General features: G+C 41.6%; 12 protein-coding genes. 2 read left to right on the plus strand and 10 right to left on the minus strand.

What is annotated here, in order from left to right; translation table 11 throughout:
* Window position 1: 1 nt before the first annotated feature.
* The 9 genes from IDZ20_RS14385 to IDZ20_RS14425 all read right to left on the minus strand — a co-directional run bounded on the left by IDZ20_RS14385 (window position 2) and on the right by IDZ20_RS14425 (window position 10,358).
* Window positions 2-745: a class I SAM-dependent methyltransferase gene (locus IDZ20_RS14385; RefSeq protein WP_188152144.1), complete on the minus strand. Its 744-nt coding sequence runs from the start codon at window positions 743-745 to the stop codon at window positions 2-4.
* Window positions 742-1,158 carry a RidA family protein gene (locus IDZ20_RS14390; protein WP_188152145.1) on the minus strand — a complete coding sequence of 139 codons (417 nt, stop codon included), beginning with the start codon at window positions 1,156-1,158 and terminating at the stop codon, window positions 742-744. The genes IDZ20_RS14385 and IDZ20_RS14390 overlap by 4 nt, the downstream gene beginning before the upstream one ends.
* Before the next feature lie 32 nt (window positions 1,159-1,190).
* Window positions 1,191-3,155, minus strand: coding sequence for a carboxylesterase family protein (locus IDZ20_RS14395; RefSeq protein WP_188152146.1), 1,965 nt, complete (start codon window positions 3,153-3,155; stop codon window positions 1,191-1,193).
* Between the two features lie 2 nt (window positions 3,156-3,157).
* The gene (locus tag IDZ20_RS14400) at window positions 3,158-5,203 is read right to left on the minus strand and encodes an alpha/beta fold hydrolase (protein ID WP_188152147.1); all 2,046 of its coding nucleotides are present in this window, start codon (window positions 5,201-5,203) and stop codon (window positions 3,158-3,160) included.
* Window positions 5,200-6,825, minus strand: a complete 1,626-nt coding sequence (locus tag IDZ20_RS14405) for an AMP-binding protein (protein WP_188152148.1) — start codon at window positions 6,823-6,825, stop codon at window positions 5,200-5,202. The genes IDZ20_RS14400 and IDZ20_RS14405 overlap by 4 nt, the downstream gene beginning before the upstream one ends.
* Window positions 6,818-7,060: an acyl carrier protein gene (locus IDZ20_RS14410; RefSeq protein WP_188152149.1), complete on the minus strand. Its 243-nt coding sequence runs from the start codon at window positions 7,058-7,060 to the stop codon at window positions 6,818-6,820. Before IDZ20_RS14410 ends, IDZ20_RS14405 begins: the two co-directional genes overlap by 8 nt.
* 142 nt (window positions 7,061-7,202) lie before the next feature.
* Entirely contained in the window at window positions 7,203-8,273 is a 1,071-nt protein-coding gene (locus tag IDZ20_RS14415) for an iron-containing redox enzyme family protein (protein WP_188152150.1), read from the minus strand.
* A gap of 56 nt (window positions 8,274-8,329) precedes the next feature.
* Complete coding sequence (locus tag IDZ20_RS14420) at window positions 8,330-9,205, minus strand: TauD/TfdA family dioxygenase (protein WP_188152151.1); 876 nt, start codon at window positions 9,203-9,205, stop codon at window positions 8,330-8,332.
* A gap of 34 nt (window positions 9,206-9,239) precedes the next feature.
* On the minus strand, window positions 9,240-10,358 hold the full coding sequence (locus IDZ20_RS14425) for a Rieske 2Fe-2S domain-containing protein (protein ID WP_188152152.1): 1,119 nt from the start codon (window positions 10,356-10,358) through the stop codon (window positions 9,240-9,242).
* Window positions 10,359-11,039: 681 nt separating this feature from the next.
* On the opposite strand from IDZ20_RS14425, the gene IDZ20_RS14430 reads away from it, so the two are divergent.
* Complete coding sequence (locus tag IDZ20_RS14430) at window positions 11,040-12,671, plus strand: GMC family oxidoreductase (protein ID WP_188152153.1); 1,632 nt, start codon at window positions 11,040-11,042, stop codon at window positions 12,669-12,671.
* Window positions 12,671-15,031, plus strand: a complete 2,361-nt coding sequence (locus IDZ20_RS14435; protein ID WP_188152154.1) for an efflux RND transporter permease subunit — start codon at window positions 12,671-12,673, stop codon at window positions 15,029-15,031. Before IDZ20_RS14430 ends, IDZ20_RS14435 begins: the two co-directional genes overlap by 1 nt.
* Here the strand turns inward: IDZ20_RS14435 and IDZ20_RS14440 are convergent.
* Window positions 15,013-15,888, minus strand: a complete 876-nt coding sequence (locus IDZ20_RS14440; protein WP_188152155.1) for a bile acid:sodium symporter family protein — start codon at window positions 15,886-15,888, stop codon at window positions 15,013-15,015. The two genes, IDZ20_RS14435 and IDZ20_RS14440, sit on opposite strands and share 19 nt — an antisense overlap.
* Window positions 15,889-16,481: the final 593 nt, after the last annotated feature.

The raw sequence follows: 16,481 nt of genomic DNA on the forward strand, positions 1-16,481 counted from the left end.
GTTATTTCAAGGCCTCAAATCGCAACCTAATGTAATCAGCCGTCCATCCGCTTTCGGAATTAAAAAGCTTTGGCATAATTTTGGTGCGAACACGCTCAAGAAATTCTGTGCGACTATTTTCCGATATTGGCGCCAAGAAAGATTTAGAGAACGTCTCCAGCCAGCCAAGAACATCGCCAGGCAAAGGCGTAGGTCGAGGTATTAGTGCGATGCTATTAATCTTAAAACCTGCGCTTTCAAGGTGTGTAGAGTATTGTTCAACGGTAGGGAAATACCACGGATCAAATGCGGTACCATCATGACCAAGTGCTTCTAATTCTTGTAACAATGCAGTCCGAATTGTATCTACACAACCGAAACCACCACATTCCGCGACAAACCGACCGCCCTTCTTAAGTGATCTATATACATTTGTACATACAAGATCTGCATCTTTCATCCAATGCAGGGCGGCGTTACTGAATACCGCATCAAACTCGCCTTCGTACTTGATATCGTAGGCGCTTGATTGATTAGCGTTTATTCCAAGAGCTAAAGCTGACTCGATAAACTCAGCGCTTGCATCGACGCCAACCAGGTCGCACCCCATATCTTGAATTTTTTTTGTTAGAACACCGTCACCGCAGCCGAGATCTAGAATTCGCTCTCCAGCTTTTGGTGCTAGTAATGTTACTACCGGCATCCCCAAATCACTTACAAATCTCGCATTCTTTTCATACTGTACGGAGCTCCACGTTTGGCTCATTTATTTTGATCTCCAATAGTTGCGATCGCTTCAATTTCGACTTTAGCGTCTTTGTCAATAAGTTGACCAACCTCAACTATTGAAATCGTTGGGTAATAATCTCCAAAGCGAGCATTCCAACCAACTGCAATTAATGCTTTATATTTTCGATAACAATCGAAATCTGTAATGAAAATAGTCATCTTGATTATATTTTTGGTTGACGCGTTTGGGTCTACATCATTAACAACGTGCATAACGTTATCAATGCAAAGTAGAAACTGCTCTACTAGCCCTTTGTGTTCTATAGCACCACTGGAATTTGACGCTAACTGACCAGAAATAAATAGCAACCGACTATCGGGTTCTAACAGAATACCGTGGGTATAACCGCTGGGTTGGTGTCTAGATGTAGGTTGGATCAATTGAGTCATAGATTTATTCACTAATTTATTATAGATGTACTCTATATATCAGTATCAGAGCATTTGTTTAAAATGGCGTAAAACTCCGGATAATCCGAGAAATGGTCTTTCGCTGAATACTTCATCTCTTCATTTCTAATACGGGAAAAAATTCGACAAATCTTATCTGTAGAAACCCTAGATTCAGCGTATAACTTCTGAATAAGATCTTTTTTTGTCTCTTCTTTTGTAGACGGCCGAATACCACCGCCAGCTACTGTATCGAAAATAAGATACTTGTCTTCGTTTTCTTTATTAGACCAAGCATTCCATACAACTAAATTATCATTTAGCCCGCTAGCAGGATCGCCATATTGTATGAACGATTTTATATAAGACTGGAAATCTTGCGACAGCTTATCTCGCGAGGCAGTGTCGTGCTTGCCAACGAATATTAATGGGAAGCTGATGGAGTTGGGTTGGAATTCATTTAGAAAAAATGGAACATCCATAACGTGAGAGGCTCCGACGGTTCGTTTAAGATCAAGGATCATATTCTTTACAAAGAAATCACTTGGATGCTCGTCCCAATCAAATCGATACTGGAATATCGGAGCGTTATCATTAGATGAAACATAACGGGAGTATTCATGCGCTGGCAAGGTATAAAGTGCCTTTGTACGATACTCTGCAGCAACGTCGTAATAGGTCTGGTCGATTGGTTGTACTTTCAGGCCAAACATCCGTGTTTCGAGAAATTCGTCTGGCTCCATCAACTGAAACAATTTAGTTTCGTCTCGAGTTGTGCCAACTATCATCGGTACGGGATTTACCCGTGGACTGTGTTGTATTGACTCAAAAAATGCTTCTTTAGAGAAAACAAATCCATCATTTATAAAATAAGAATCAGAATATTTTCCGTACTCGTCAGGCGTAGCAATTGCGAGTATGTCTTCAGGCGAAAGAGAATTTAAGAACTTAGCTAAATCTTCTGATGACATAGATTTCAATAGCAGCTTTGATTGCGCTCTCGATAGTGTCTCCAGCTTCTGTTTCCTATCGGCTATAAGTAAACGACTAATAATCTCGGATGAGCTGTACTCTATTCCGTTTGGCTCGGCGTCAATAAAGTTTGTAGCTACTTGAGGAGATATACCATTCGTTAGGCCACTCATTGCAATTGCCTTATGGAATAAGCCCTTGGCCAAGGGAGTCATTGTTAAGGTCATTACGCTTTTAGCGCCAGAAGAACCACCAAAAATCACGACATTATTCTCGTCGCCGCCAAAATTGGAGATATGTTGATGCACCCATTTAAGGCCCTCTACCATATCAAGCGTTCCGTAATTTCCAGATTGGCTTGATATGTCAGCTTTGTCATCATTGATTTTAGGATGATAAAACAAACCAAACATGCCTAAGCGATAATTCATACTTACCACCACGACATTCATTTCAGATGCAAATTTTGAAAAGTCTATGCGAGATCCCCACCCAACTGAGTTCCCTCCGAAATGAAAAAATACCATGACAGGTAATTTGGATAAATCGGCCCTACCGGACTGTTGCGCTGTGTTCTGTTGTTCCGTATTTAAGTTTGCCTTTTTTGGCACATGAATATTTAGATATAGGCAGTCTTCCGAACCTACCGCCTTACCACGTTCATTTTCTGGCAAGCCAAATCTATGGTCTGTCGGATTAAGTTGCGGGCAACGTTGGCCTGCCTTTAAATTCTGCTTAACTCCCTGCCAACTATCTATGCTTTTAGGTGCAGTCCAACGTGATGCCGTAGCGTACTTAATTCCTAACCACGCATATCCATATTCATCTACTGCGAACCCTTGTAGTTTCCCCAAATCGGTATGGACTAATGTGCGATCATCAACTTGTAGCCCCTCGATCTCGGCTGGGATATGCAGCAGTACATTGACCTTAAGAGTCACGTATACAAGTGCAAGTATGAAGGTAAAAAGCAAAGGCCCAAAAATAAAAAGAGCCCGTTTTCCTTTAAACAGTTTATTGGGCATATCTACATCAGCTCCGGGCAAACTTCCTTCGTGTAGGTTTCTCGATTATTGTCGGTATGCTCCCCCAAAAAATCGATAATATGTTGTCGATATGTACTTGAATGGTAGACACTAAAGTGGTCTTCATTTGGGTCTAAAACCAATTTTGAATGTGGTATTCGTCTAGCAATTTCTTGAGACTCCTGAGGATGAGCAACGGTATCGTTACCGCCAGAAAGAACTAAGCTTCGACAAGTTAGGCCGTCGGCCCATGCATGTTTGGGTTCTTTGATAAGGTGCATTACAAGATGTGCGTAGCGATACAAAGATTCCGCCGTGCGGAAAGGAGCCGTCGTCATATTTACGACAAGCTCTTCAGAAGAACTAATGGTAGATTCGACCTTTTCTCGGTCCAGCTCTACGTCTTTATTACTGCTACTAACTTCTGACGTTTTATTCCCATACATCATGCGATGATAGGCTTCTGCATGAGCACGGCTGCTCGCTACTTTGGGCATTAGATGCATAATATTTCGTTTGAAATCTGTAATAGAGACATCATCGTAAAAACTATATGCGCCGTTTAGAGAAACAAAACTCAGTAGTCGTCCGCTATTTAAATGTGAAAATTTAAGTGAAACTTGTGCACCGGTGCACCAGCCTATCGCGTGAGCTCTTTCAACTGCATAAAACGATAATACGCGCTCCATATCCGCCACATGCGCATCTATATTGCAGTTGTTCTCGTCAAATTTCTCTGTCAGGCTCGGAATACCTCTTGTATCCCAAGTTACAATTTTGTAATTCTGCCTAAGCTCCTTAACCAAAGATGTCCAAATGTCATTTATCATGCCGAATGCATTAACAAGCACCACCGTTTCTCGCGTTACATCTGGTGCGTCATCAATGCAATAGCACGTAAGAATGGTATCGTCAAAAGCAACAACGGAATCACGCTTCCAGGTTACTCCTTTCTTTCTACGAGTAATATCGGACAAGCACTCTGTGATATATCCCTGAAGTTTGTCCTTAGAAATAGATTCTTGCGCAGGGAGCGAGCGTACAAAAGTTTTTGGATAACGACATGCAACCCCGTACATCTTCATGACTTTATTGTACATCTGCTCGATCGGACTTGGGCTACCGTCGTATGTCTCTTCCAGCTTGAAGCGCGGAATCCCAATTTGGAGATGGAATGCGTCGGCTAAATCATTGGCAAAGATACTGGTTTCGCACAAGGTATGAAATATATCACCACCTGAAAAATTAGTTTCAATCAAGTGGATAATATCATCTACAAAATAGTCTACCGGAGAGATATGAACGGGCGTGGTTTCGTCACCAATCAAAGTTGGGTTGTGATCGAGGCCTAAAAGTGCATCTCTAGTTCGATTTAGTATCGCAACAAACCCATATAAACCGGTATCACTGCCGCCAGTCCTCAATGAAGTGGAAGGCCCAACGACTATACCTGGCCTGACGATTTTGTAACAAATATTCTCGGTGTCACAATAATCAACTACAAGGTGTTCAGCTATACATTTACTTTCTTCGTATGGATTATTAAATTCACCGCCTGTATCAGATAAGGTTTCAGTACATGGACCAAGTTTCTGTCCTACAACAAATGCTGTAGATACATAGTAAAAATTCGGAATTTTTAGTTGCTTAGTCGCGTTTAGACATAACCGAGTACCTTCAACATTACAGCGAAAGATGTCTTCTCGAAATTTTTCTTCGTATTTTAGACTGCCAGCGAAGTGCCATATAGCACTTGGTTTCTCGGACGCCAATAAAGAAAAATCTGATTCTGAAATGCCAAAATTTGGTAGTGTAACGTCACCAGAAAGTACCTGTATAACGCGCTCCCACTTTTCAAAATCCGGGGCTGAATATGATGATTCAGAAGCTTCATCCAGCTTCTTCATCAACCGCGCATTCGCCGATTTTGAATCTTCACCTCTTACAATCGCATAGATTTTTTTATACTTATAAACAAGCGTTAAAAGAAGGTGACTACTTAGGAACCCCGTGGCTCCCGTGATAACAATAACGTCTGACTTAATCATGCTAGCGTGTTCTCCAATGCCTGTTTCCTGACTTCTCGTTCCAGAAGATTCTTTGCTTTCTTTCTATCAAGCTTCCCATTTCCTAACTTAGGCAAAGTCTCTATCTCAAAAACATGCTTTGGGTGCATATAGTGAGGCAACAGAGCTCGCATTCGCGTAAAAATAACGTCTTTCAAACACGAGTTGTCAGATAAGGCGCCTGAAAAAGCGAGAACTATTTGGCGCTCCGACTTCTCAATGTCGATAACAGCCGCTACGCATTCGTGAACACCTTCTATTTTCTCCGCAACCGTTTCGAGCTCGCCTAGGTGAATCCGAAATCCAGACACTTTAACTTCATGGTCAACACGACCTAAATATAATAAGTCGCCATTATCGAGGATACGAACTTTATCTCCGCTACGATAAAAACGGCCTTCAGGAATAAAAAGAATCTTGGCATTAGTTTCTTCGGGGTTTCGGTAATATCCAGGCATTAGTTGCCCACCGCCGATCAAGAGCTCGCCCTCGGTCGCCGAAGAATCACCTGACTCTGTGTGTTGTACCTTAATTTGAACATTTCCCAAGGGCTTCCCCATAGGATAGGGAGTTGGGTTAAGAACATTTTCAGCGCTAATAGTGTAAACCGTGCTAACGCATGTAGATTCGGTAGGGCCATACCCATTTAAGAGCTTGAGATCGTCAACATTTCTAATCCAAGTAGACATCGCTTCTGGGTTTGGCGACTCAGCTCCTGTCATGATGACTTTTAAGGAGCTAAGGTTTGTTTTTTCCATAATAGCCTTACATCGAGCCACCAATTTAAGTTGGGGGGCGACGCAACACATATACTCGACTTGGTATTGCTGAATTTTGCGTAGAAATAGCGGGGGAAATAGGTCTTCTTTCTGTGTTAGAACGAGGGTTGCACCCTTTGCCAATGGAAACCAAGTATCAAGTACGGAAACATCGAAATAGTTCGGAGCCGTATTCATGCAAACCGAGGCGGTGTCTACAGGATAAAAAGCTGAGATATCGTGATAAAAATTGTTAATGGCTTGGTACTCAATCGGAACCGCTTTTGGTATACCTGTCGAACCCGACGTAAACATCATGTAGGCAATATTATTCTTATTAGCTGAAACTGACTTCGTCAGTAAACTGGAAACTAATATGTGTGACTGCGTTATTTGAATAGCAGTACTATTGCCACAAACCTCACCTGCTTGTAGATGGATCAGCGTGGTAGCGGCATCATCAATACCCTGCATATACTCCGCGAGTAAATCTTCGCAGGTAGTTTCATAGGCATGATCTGTTACCAACAATGAGGGATTGATCAGACGAAGCATTCCAACTAGGCGAGATCGTGGTGCGTCTCCATCAATTGGAACATAGGTAATATTTGATAAGAAGCAGGCGTACGCAGCCGCCACCGATTCGATAGTTTTCTTGCAGATAAAAACAGCGGTTGCTTGCTCAGATTTGGTTCGTTGAGTGCTATTTGCAGCAAAAAGTTCTATATAACGTGTCACTAGAATGAAAAAATCACCGTAAGAGATTTCTCGGTCTGAATCTATGACTGCAATTATATTTGGGTGTAGTTGAGACGCCTTAAGAAAGGCCTCCCTAAAATCAAACACGTGAACTTATCCAATTACTAAGGCTATCAAGTGATGCAAGTGCTTCCATATCATTCGGATCGATACCAAACACAAGGCCGTAGTGTTCTTCAATGCCGAGAATGAGGCCGACCAGTTGCATAGAGTCGAGACCATACTCGTCAGTAATACGCTCACTAGTATTACCTTGAACATCAGCTTTTCCAGTTACCCTCGAAATGATATTTTTTAGAGTTTCTAAGATACTCTGATCCATATTTTTAACCTGATTAAGTTTACCAATCTGACAATCCTAAGTTTTCTTGAGCGATTCCGGATAGTATTAATTAACAATTAAATTAGTCCGTTAGCCGCTGGCCTGGCACAGCTCGTAGCCTAAAAGGAATATCTTGTTGCTCTTATGCAGTCAGTGCCGAGGACCGGCTTTCTAGCATATCTAGATACCACATAGAGGTTTCTAGTCTCCATATAACGCCTTCAAGTATTTCAGCAAAGCAAGCTGGGTTTTCATCTACCGCTTTTTCTATAACATTCTTAAACCATCCCTCGGAGTGCTGCTCGTCTACCGACATGTGTACTTCATGGTAGCGTATAGCATCGCTGGGTAGTTTATTGCGTTTCCAGCAGTGTAAAACATGATCCATTCTAATCGGAACAAGGTATTCCATTGCGCCAAAATACCCAGCTCCACGGTAAAAATTATCGCGGCGACAGGCTAGCAATACTGAAACGTTGCCACATAGAATCGACTCAAAACTAAGATTTTGGCCTAAGCTTTTTTCGCATATTCCAAGAGCATCGGTTGCTCTCTTAAAAAGGTCAGTATGAACCTCGGAGGGCTCGCCATTTCCCATTTCATCCCAGTAGTTATGTGCCAACTCCATTTTGGCTATACCGCGCAGGCCGACTTGAAGGTTTGCAATTAGATCGTCAAAACGGGGGTCAACGGTAATCTCCTGAGCGAAATAATATTTTAGATCTTCAATATTAGCGTGCTCTCTAAGCGTAGTTTTATAGTAAGGATGATCGAAGGCACCATGAGCATGGATGACGTCCTTGATAATTTTTACGGCTTCCGATCCAGAAAGTTTTCTAGGAATGGACACTTCTAGATTAGTGACGGTATTTTCAAGATGGTCCATAGCTCCCTTTTCCAAAATGGATTGGATAGCTCTAAGCGTATAGGAAGAGTGCGGGCCTGATTGGCTGTCTTTTGGAATCTCGAAATCCAGTGAATACAACCGATTTAGCACTTCATGCAGAGTGTTAACTGCAGATGCCTGACCTTCTGCGACTTGACTATTTAGCGATTTTGCTAATTCTAAAATGAGTACCATATTACTATTCTGGTCAGACCAGCTATCAATATCGTCTCCCGACTGTAAGAGCAAATTGCTCATAATCTCTGAGAAATTTTTACCGACAGACTCATGGTCGGCGATTTTTCCTAAAACTGATCCAGAAAACATCCTAGGGTCTCCTTAAAAAGACGTTGTAGTTACCGAGTAAATTAATTTGAAGTGGACTAATGTCTATTGCCAAGTCTTACAAAAAGCTGTCGATCGTCCTGAGAAACGATCGATCTTCGTCCGTGCATCACCCTTGTGTTGTCTATCATTAAAATATCTCCTTTCTGCCAAGATATTTTGCTTTCAACTTGCTTACCTATAACGCTGATCTCATCAAGTATTGCCTGAGGCATGGGTGTACCGTCTTCCATTTCAACACTCCCGCCGCGCAGTTCAATCACTCTAGGGACGAATGAAATTTCTAGGCTATTTGAAAAAGTGGGGACGCCATCTTTTGAGGTTGAGATAGCTGAAGTTAGGTACTGAGCGTGCATATTATCTTCGTCGTCAAAAAAGAAGGTGAACTCGCCGCGAGAGGAAAACAACGGTAATACGGATTCTATAAGCGCAGCCGCTTCCGCAGCTGTCTCAACGGGTACGGTTCGGCTCCAGGCCGACCTCGGATAAATATGTTTGTATTTAAGTCGATTGCTCTGGAGGAACTCTCGAGTCTCAACACTCAGACGTTCAAGCATTTCAACGCCATCAAAGACGGTCGTTTCCCCTTGCGCTTGCGGCGGCTGCACACAATAAAACCACATGGTGTCAGGGTAGAATGGCATATAGGTCATTTCTGAGTGCGGTGGTAATGCGTGAGTACCCGCATCTACTTCCTGTGTAAAACCATCATCAGATATTAAACTTCTGGCAGGGTTACCATGAACAGTAAAGCTACTTGCAAGCGTCTGGGTAAACTTCTCAAAGTCACCTAGATCCGCGTGCTCCCCCTCGGATCGGACAAGTAGAACCCCGTGGCTGCGCAACTCATTGAGAAGAAGTGTGTTGTCAGATTGTGATATCAATTCCATTGGAATAATTTTTACGCTGCCCATCTAGATGAAACTCCTATTCTTTTCGCTGAAAGCACTACACGGTAAAAGCATCACCAACCTCAACATCGTCTGCAACGGTAATTGTATCTATCAGCTTTTTACTCTGAGTTTTTGGGTTTTGTTCGCCGTAATATATTTTCTGAAGCATTTTTCGATTTGCGACAAGCTGTTTATCTCGAATACCTAGCCGCATGGTTGATAAATCGTTTGGCACGTCAGAAACCATTTCACACGCTTTTTTATCAAGAACAAGCTCTTCGTATAGGTTCTTACGTGCAATATAGGCCACTAAAGGCTTTAAAAATTTAAGTCGTCGCTCGTGAATTTTTATAAAAGGAAAGTTTAACAATCGAGTAGTATTGTCATTTTCTGGTATAAATATACTGGTAGCACGTACACTAAAAGCGCGCCGTTCTGCCACGCTACAATTGGGTTCACCCCACCCAGGCATAAAGGTACTGTGGCAAGGATTAAATCTAAAATCCCATTCTAAAAGGCTCGTATCGCCACAGCGAAAAATATACTTATCGATTAGCTGTAGAAGTCGGCTTGGAGGCAGGCGTTGTGGCCCCCACCCCTTTGATACAGTAAAATCTTCTCCCACCTCAACGCCGACATGCATCTTTGGAACATCTTCAACGCTCCAGCCAAGCACTTGATGGACGAAGGGCACGTGCTCGATCTCTCCAAAATTATCAATGGTTTGCGGAAGCGCTGCATTAAACAGCAAATCGATTGGCTTAAGTGCTATACAGTCTTCCCAGCCGTCTGTTAAATTCTCAATACCGCTAATAAAAGCAGGTAATTTATCGAGAGATGTACCAGCCTCAGCAATCCATACATACCCTAACTTTTCGACAGCAGTGTATGCGTTGACTGCGCAGTTCAATTTCGGTTGTAGGGGCACGCTACCTTTACCATCGGCACCAAAATTCCAACCATGATAAGGGCAATGGATACGCCCGCCTTCAACAGTACCAAGAGACAGAGGTGTATGCCGATGCGGACAATTATCGTCTAATGCAGCTACACCTTTACCACTCTTGAAAACGACAATTTTTCTACCGCCAAGCTCAATACTTCTCGGATTTTTTTCTATATTTTCAACTTCAATGACGGGATGAAAGTACTTAAAAATATTTTCCTGCCCCACACCTAGCCTCCATAACTAAAAATAATGCATGCGTTCAATTTTGTTAAGTCGCTAGCCTCGTACGAGTTGAACACCGTAATTGTGCACTAAGGTATTCTGTAACGAGGTAGACCATTTACATGATTTTGATAGAAAAGCATGCTACTTAAAATTATATTTAAAGTACACGTTTTGATCTTTAATATAAAAATGACGAGACAAAACAGATCAAACCACATGAATAAGGATTAGTTTTGTTTTATCTGCTCGCAACTAATTCATTAATTTAACGTGTAGGCGGCAACAGGCCATCAGCAATCGATACTAAATTATTTTAACGTTGTATAGATTTTGGTGGCTGTATTTCCGTAACGGTGTCGCCTCACACCACATAACGCAAAAAATATCGCTTTCATTTGGGGGAATCCAATAAATAAAAGTGTTTACTGGAGTTCTAAAAAACTTGGTAGGCCACGGCTTTTCTTAAAAGATACATTAACACGTTAATATTTATTGAGTTGCTGTAAGATTGGAGATGATACTGGTTATATTTTTTCATGCGTTGTGAACTGGTCACCAAATAAATTATCGTTGTCGGCTAGAAATATTTGGGTTTCCACATTAATCTATGGCGGGCCGAAATCACGACCTCAAGTTCCTGGCTTTTCCGTTCTGATAAGTCGTACAACAAAAGCACATATCATGCACGAGACATTCGACTATATAGTGATTGGCGCTGGCTCTGCTGGCTGTGTACTAGCTAACCGATTGTCTGCCGACAAAGATGTCAGCGTTTGTTTAATCGAGTCTGGGGCTGGCGGAAGAACACCAATAATTACTGTTCCCTTAGGCTTTGCCATCAGTGTTATTGCTGGCACCTATAACTGGAGTTTTAAATCCCTTCCTCAGGCATCGCTCAATAATAGAACTATTTATTGTCCGCGCGGAAAGGTGCTCGGTGGTAGCAGTGCGATCAACGCAATGATTTATATTCGCGGGCAGAAATCTGACTACGATTCATGGGCTGAGCAGGGCAATGTTGGCTGGAGCTACGATGATGTGCTCAAATATTTCAAGCTTTCCCAAAATCAAGAGCGGCAGGCAAGTGAGTATCACGGTGTTGGTGGCGAACTAAATATTGCCGACTTGCGCCATAAGCATCCGCTAAGTGATGCCTTTATTCAAAGTGCTATCGAGCAAGGCTACCCATCGAATAGTGACTTCAACGGGGAGACTCAGGAAGGCATTGGTTGGTATCAAGTCACCCAAAGAAATGGCGAGCGTTGCAGCTCGGCGCATGCCTTTTTAAATTCGAGCGTCATGGCCCGCCCAAATTTACATATTATCAGTAGCTGTTCGGCGCAGAAAATTACGTTCACAAATAAACAAGCGGATGGCGTTTTAATATCACAAAGAGGAGTCCGCCGGACCATTAAATGTCGACGTGAAGTATTGTTATGTGCGGGCGCCTTTTCCTCTCCCACCCTTCTGATGAAGTCCGGTATTGGCCCAAGACAACACTTAAATGATGTGGGGGTTGAGGTTGTCCATTGCCTACCTGGTGTAGGCCAGAATTTACAAGATCACCCCGATCTCGCTATGGTACATAGAGATGTTAGTTGTACCTCGATGGCTTTTGGTCGTGCAAACACCATAAAGAGGTTTCTGGTTGGTATGTACGATTACGGTATTAGCCGCAAGGGAATGCTAACAACGAATGTTGCAGAAGCCGGTGGTTTTATTCGTAGCGACAGTTCACTACAAACCCCGGATATTCAATTACACTTTTCTCCAACAGCGACAAAAAATAGTGGGAAGCATATAGGCTCACATTTCAAATACGGTATGACTACCCATATCTGCGTACTTCAACCGAAGAGTCGAGGGCAAATTACACTTCGGCGACATAAAGCAGGCCTTGTGCCAGACATAGATTTAAATTTGCTATCACACCCTGATGATGAGCGGAGTCTATTGAGCGGGGCATCAATTGCTTTGAAAATTCTAAAATCTCATAGCTTGTCGAAATATGTTGGAACCTTGTTTTCCGAGGGTGAATCACTGGATTCGCCGAGCGATATCTTAGATTATATAAAGAACAATACCAACACTATTTATCACCCTGTCGGTACATGTAAGATGGGTAATGATGAAATGGCTGTTGTTGATTCACAATTACGGGTAAGGGGTATTAAAGGTCTGCGAGTTGTTGATGCGTCGATTATGCCGACTATAGTCAGTGGCAATACCAATGCGCCTACCATTATGATTGCAGAAAAAGCCTCGGATATGATTTTGGATTCGAATTTAAAATACCACGCTAGGATAAATTAGTGAGCACCATAATAGACCGAACCATTAAATATTTTGCAGAAACAATTATTAATTATCGAAAATATTGCATTTCGGTTTGTATTATTACGATGCTGTTAATGCCGATGAGCTTCGGAAATCTATACTTTGCAAATTCTGACGAGATATTCTTTCTACCTGATGATCCGAATATTGAGATATTTAATAACTTTATAGAGCTATTTGGCGAGCCGGACGTACTTGCGGTCGGTATAGAAGCTTTAGACGGAGATCGTACAGTATTTAATGAAATAACGATCTCTGCGATAAATGACATTACCCAGTTTCTAGAAGAGCACCCAAGCATCATAAAGGTTAGGTCTATTACGAACTACCAGACCACCTTCGCAGACGAAGATAGTTTCAAGATCGAGGATCTGTTTGAAGACCTTAATGAAGGCTTAAGCGCCATCGATCTTGAAGTAGCGCGCGAAAAAATAAAGGGAGAACCCCTAGCGCTTAAACGTATCATTACCTCTGATTTAATGCACACTCAAATTTTGGCCAAAGTCGAATATAAGCCAGATGAAAATCAACACAATGTAGACTTGGTTACTGATCTGTTTGATTTTCTAGAGTCGAGTGGAATTGAGCGTTCTGGATTAAAAGTACATATTTCGGGAGGGCCGCTTATAAGTGAGAGGTTTGAGACAGTTAGCAAAGCTGATATGAAAATAGTAAATCCGTTGATGACGTTAATGCTAATTGTTGTTTTATTCTTATGTTTTAAATCCATCGCCATTACACTGATAACGTTTTTGGTCGTTGGCTTGGTTTTTCTCAGTGTAACCACTCTCCAATCTCTATTATCTTGGCCTTTTACACCGGTAAATACGGCGCTAATACCTACCTCTATAATTATCGGGGTTAGCGGAAGCGTTCACGTCATCATTGCGTTCTTAAGCGAACGAACACAGTGCAAATGCTCCAAGATCGCCGCTAAGAATACAATTGTACGGCTATACAAACCGATGTGTTTTGCGTCGTTAACTACATTTATCGGATTCTATGTTCTATCTATTACCGAATTGCTTCCGGTCAGGCAGTTCGCCGTCTTAGCGGCATTTATACCTATAATTCTATTTTTCTTCAGTATGACGCTATTGCCATGTCTATTAAGTTTTACAAAAATAACTCAGGAACCAAAATCTTTCAATTTTAGCTCGATAATTAGTAAACTAACTCGGCCTCTACCCGCATTTCTATTCAAGCATCGTTTTGGGGTGAGCCTAGTCGGATTGGTTGTTTTAGCTCTAGGTATTTATTCTTCAACTTATGTAAGAGTAGATACAAATTATATTAACTATTTCAAAAACGATGACTGGGTAAAAAAGGATTTAATGTACTTCGACCAAAATTTTAAAGGAACAATAAATCTAGAGTTTATCGTTGATTCAGGTGGCGCCAATGGAATAAGTAACCCGAGTTTTCTGCGGCGGGTCGAGGCGCTTCAAAGCTATTTGGAAAGCCTATCCGAAACTGGCGAAGCCTTATCTGTTATCAATTTCTTAAAACAAACTAACAAAGCTATTAACAGTAACAACGAAAAATACTATGTAATCCCTACCTCTAGCAACTTGATTTCTCAAATATTTTTACTTTATGAAAATAGCGGGCCAACAGAAGATTTGAGTGATTTAAGAAGTCATGATAACCGCTACATGCGAGTATCGATACCGACTGTGAACTTAAACTCTACTGCAACGACTGTACTTCTAAATACAATTGATGCTGCTATTGCGTTAGAGTTCGATGATCTAAGCATACAAGTAACCGGCCCCAGTGTTCTGTATCACGCGCAAAACTCTTATGTAAATTCGGGAATGGTGAAATCATTTTTACTGGCGCTAGCATTAATTTCCTTATGCTTCTTCGTTGCTTTTTGGTCAATAAAATATGGGATCATTGCCATGATCCCAAGTGTATTTCCGATTCTAATTACGGCGGGAATTGCGTCAGCCTTCGGGGTTTCATTGGATTTAGGTTCTATGATAATTGGTGCAATGACAATTGGAATTGCAGTTGACGACTCCATTCATGTGCTATCACGCTACCTCTATTCGAAAAAGGCTGGATACACTCAGGCGCAATCTATTTCAGCTGCCATTAATGAGTCAGGGAAGGCTGTAATTTTGAGTTCTATAATACTAGTAATGGGTTTTGGCGTTATGACGAGTGCTTCATTTGTACCGTACATTAATACTGGCCTATTCTCTTGTATCATCATGTTACTAGCATTAATTGGAGACCTTATATTCTTACCAGCATTCCTATATGTGGTCGACGGGAAGGGCTCGCTCTTAGACAGATTGTATGCGGCTCATCAGCAAGCAGCAGATTGACGCTTAAACAAATAGATAAGCAAAATACTCAGCGGCAAAGTGATAGGTGTATATAGAGCGGCGGGTACTGCGAGCATAGGGTTGTCAGATAGGTGCAGCGAGATCGTAAAAGCTAAAGCGGCATTTTGAAAGCTGACGCCAATTATAATTGACCTCGCTTGCTTAATTGGTAGCTCGAAGTTTGAGGATACAAGTTGAGAAATTATCAGTGCAGAAAAGCACAATGTTAAAACGACAGCAGCGGTGCTAAATAGTGAAGTTAACAGGCTACCCTGTAAATTCATGAGTAAAATTATAATAAGTAAAACTAACAGCCCCATTGATACGGGCTTAGCGTAAAATTCGAGAACAGTGGCGACTTTTGGCATAAATTTCTTTATGACCATCCCTAGCGACAAGGGTATAAGCATCAGAATTAACACCTGTATACTTAATGCAAATGCTTCAGATATATCGATATAAGAGTTAGAGTTTAAAAAATGGCTCATACTAAACTTAACGATTATGGGTAGGCTAATCCCAATTGCGAAACTACACATAATGGATAACGCTACTGACAAGGCTGTATCGCCGTCACAAACGTATGCAAGTGCGTTTGCTCCCGGGCCTCCTGGGCAGGCAACAAGTATCATAATGCCTACTGCTAACATTGGATTGATTGGGATAAAAGTTAGAATCAATAGAGTGATCAACGGTAATATTAGAATTTGTAATGTAAGCCCTAGGCATAGTGCCTTTGGTGTTACAAATAGATCCTTGAAGTGCGATAGCCGTACCGACGCCCCCATGTTGACCATGATCAGAGCCAAAATTGTTGGTGCGAGAATTTTCAAAAACGTGAAGTTTAGTACGTCCATAAGAATACAGATTTAAAAGAGTTGAGAGGGTGTCGCGACGAAGTTGTGTCGCCGTTAGAATATATTTTACAGGCGGTGCAATAGTATCGCTGTTTCTGTGATAGTTGTTAGGGGAGTTTTAGGGTTTGGAATCATAGGAAACAGCTCCCGCTTTCAACCCTAAGTGTGTTTTCTACTCAATATTCGTTTAGCATCAAACTATGCGACCTTTCACACGGCTTTCTGGTCAATACATAATCCTTACGCGGTCATATCCTTACTGCTATCGAATGGGAAGATAAAAAGAGGCCAGTCAGTAGTTTATTTACTGATAGAAACATCCTTATTTTTCGGAATTGGGATTACAGCTATGTAATATGTTTCCAAACTGAAAAAATATCCAAAAGTTCACGTTGCTGTTTTCATATGAATAAAACGGGCAGTAGGTTGCTCTATTATGGCCAATAAATACCCAGAAAATCGTTAGAACTCTACCACAAAATACAACGTTTCTTCAATTTAAGTAAAACGTTAGCGTTTATTCTATACCTACATGATTCCTCCATATTGCAACCTCTAGCCTCGTACAAAGCGAAAATATGAATTTCTAAGGT

This window comes from Teredinibacter waterburyi (assembly GCF_001922985.1).
Taxonomy (GTDB): Bacteria; Pseudomonadota; Gammaproteobacteria; order Pseudomonadales; family Cellvibrionaceae; genus Teredinibacter; species Teredinibacter waterburyi.

What these genes read in the sequence shown, in the direction of transcription:
- IDZ20_RS14385 (WP_188152144.1), bottom strand. Translation starts at nt 745, where the DNA reads ATGAGCCAAACGTGGAGCTCCGTACAGTATGAAAAGAATGCGAGATTT.
- IDZ20_RS14390 (WP_188152145.1), bottom strand. Translation starts at nt 1,158, where the DNA reads ATGACTCAATTGATCCAACCTACATCTAGACACCAACCCAGCGGTTAT.
- IDZ20_RS14395 (WP_188152146.1), bottom strand. Translation starts at nt 3,155, where the DNA reads ATGCCCAATAAACTGTTTAAAGGAAAACGGGCTCTTTTTATTTTTGGG.
- IDZ20_RS14400 (WP_188152147.1), bottom strand. Translation starts at nt 5,203, where the DNA reads ATGATTAAGTCAGACGTTATTGTTATCACGGGAGCCACGGGGTTCCTA.
- IDZ20_RS14410 (WP_188152149.1), bottom strand. Translation starts at nt 7,060, where the DNA reads ATGGATCAGAGTATCTTAGAAACTCTAAAAAATATCATTTCGAGGGTA.
- IDZ20_RS14415 (WP_188152150.1), bottom strand. Translation starts at nt 8,273, where the DNA reads ATGTTTTCTGGATCAGTTTTAGGAAAAATCGCCGACCATGAGTCTGTC.
- IDZ20_RS14420 (WP_188152151.1), bottom strand. Translation starts at nt 9,205, where the DNA reads ATGGGCAGCGTAAAAATTATTCCAATGGAATTGATATCACAATCTGAC.
- IDZ20_RS14430 (WP_188152153.1), top strand. Translation starts at nt 11,040, where the DNA reads ATGCACGAGACATTCGACTATATAGTGATTGGCGCTGGCTCTGCTGGC.
- IDZ20_RS14440 (WP_188152155.1), bottom strand. Translation starts at nt 15,888, where the DNA reads ATGGACGTACTAAACTTCACGTTTTTGAAAATTCTCGCACCAACAATT.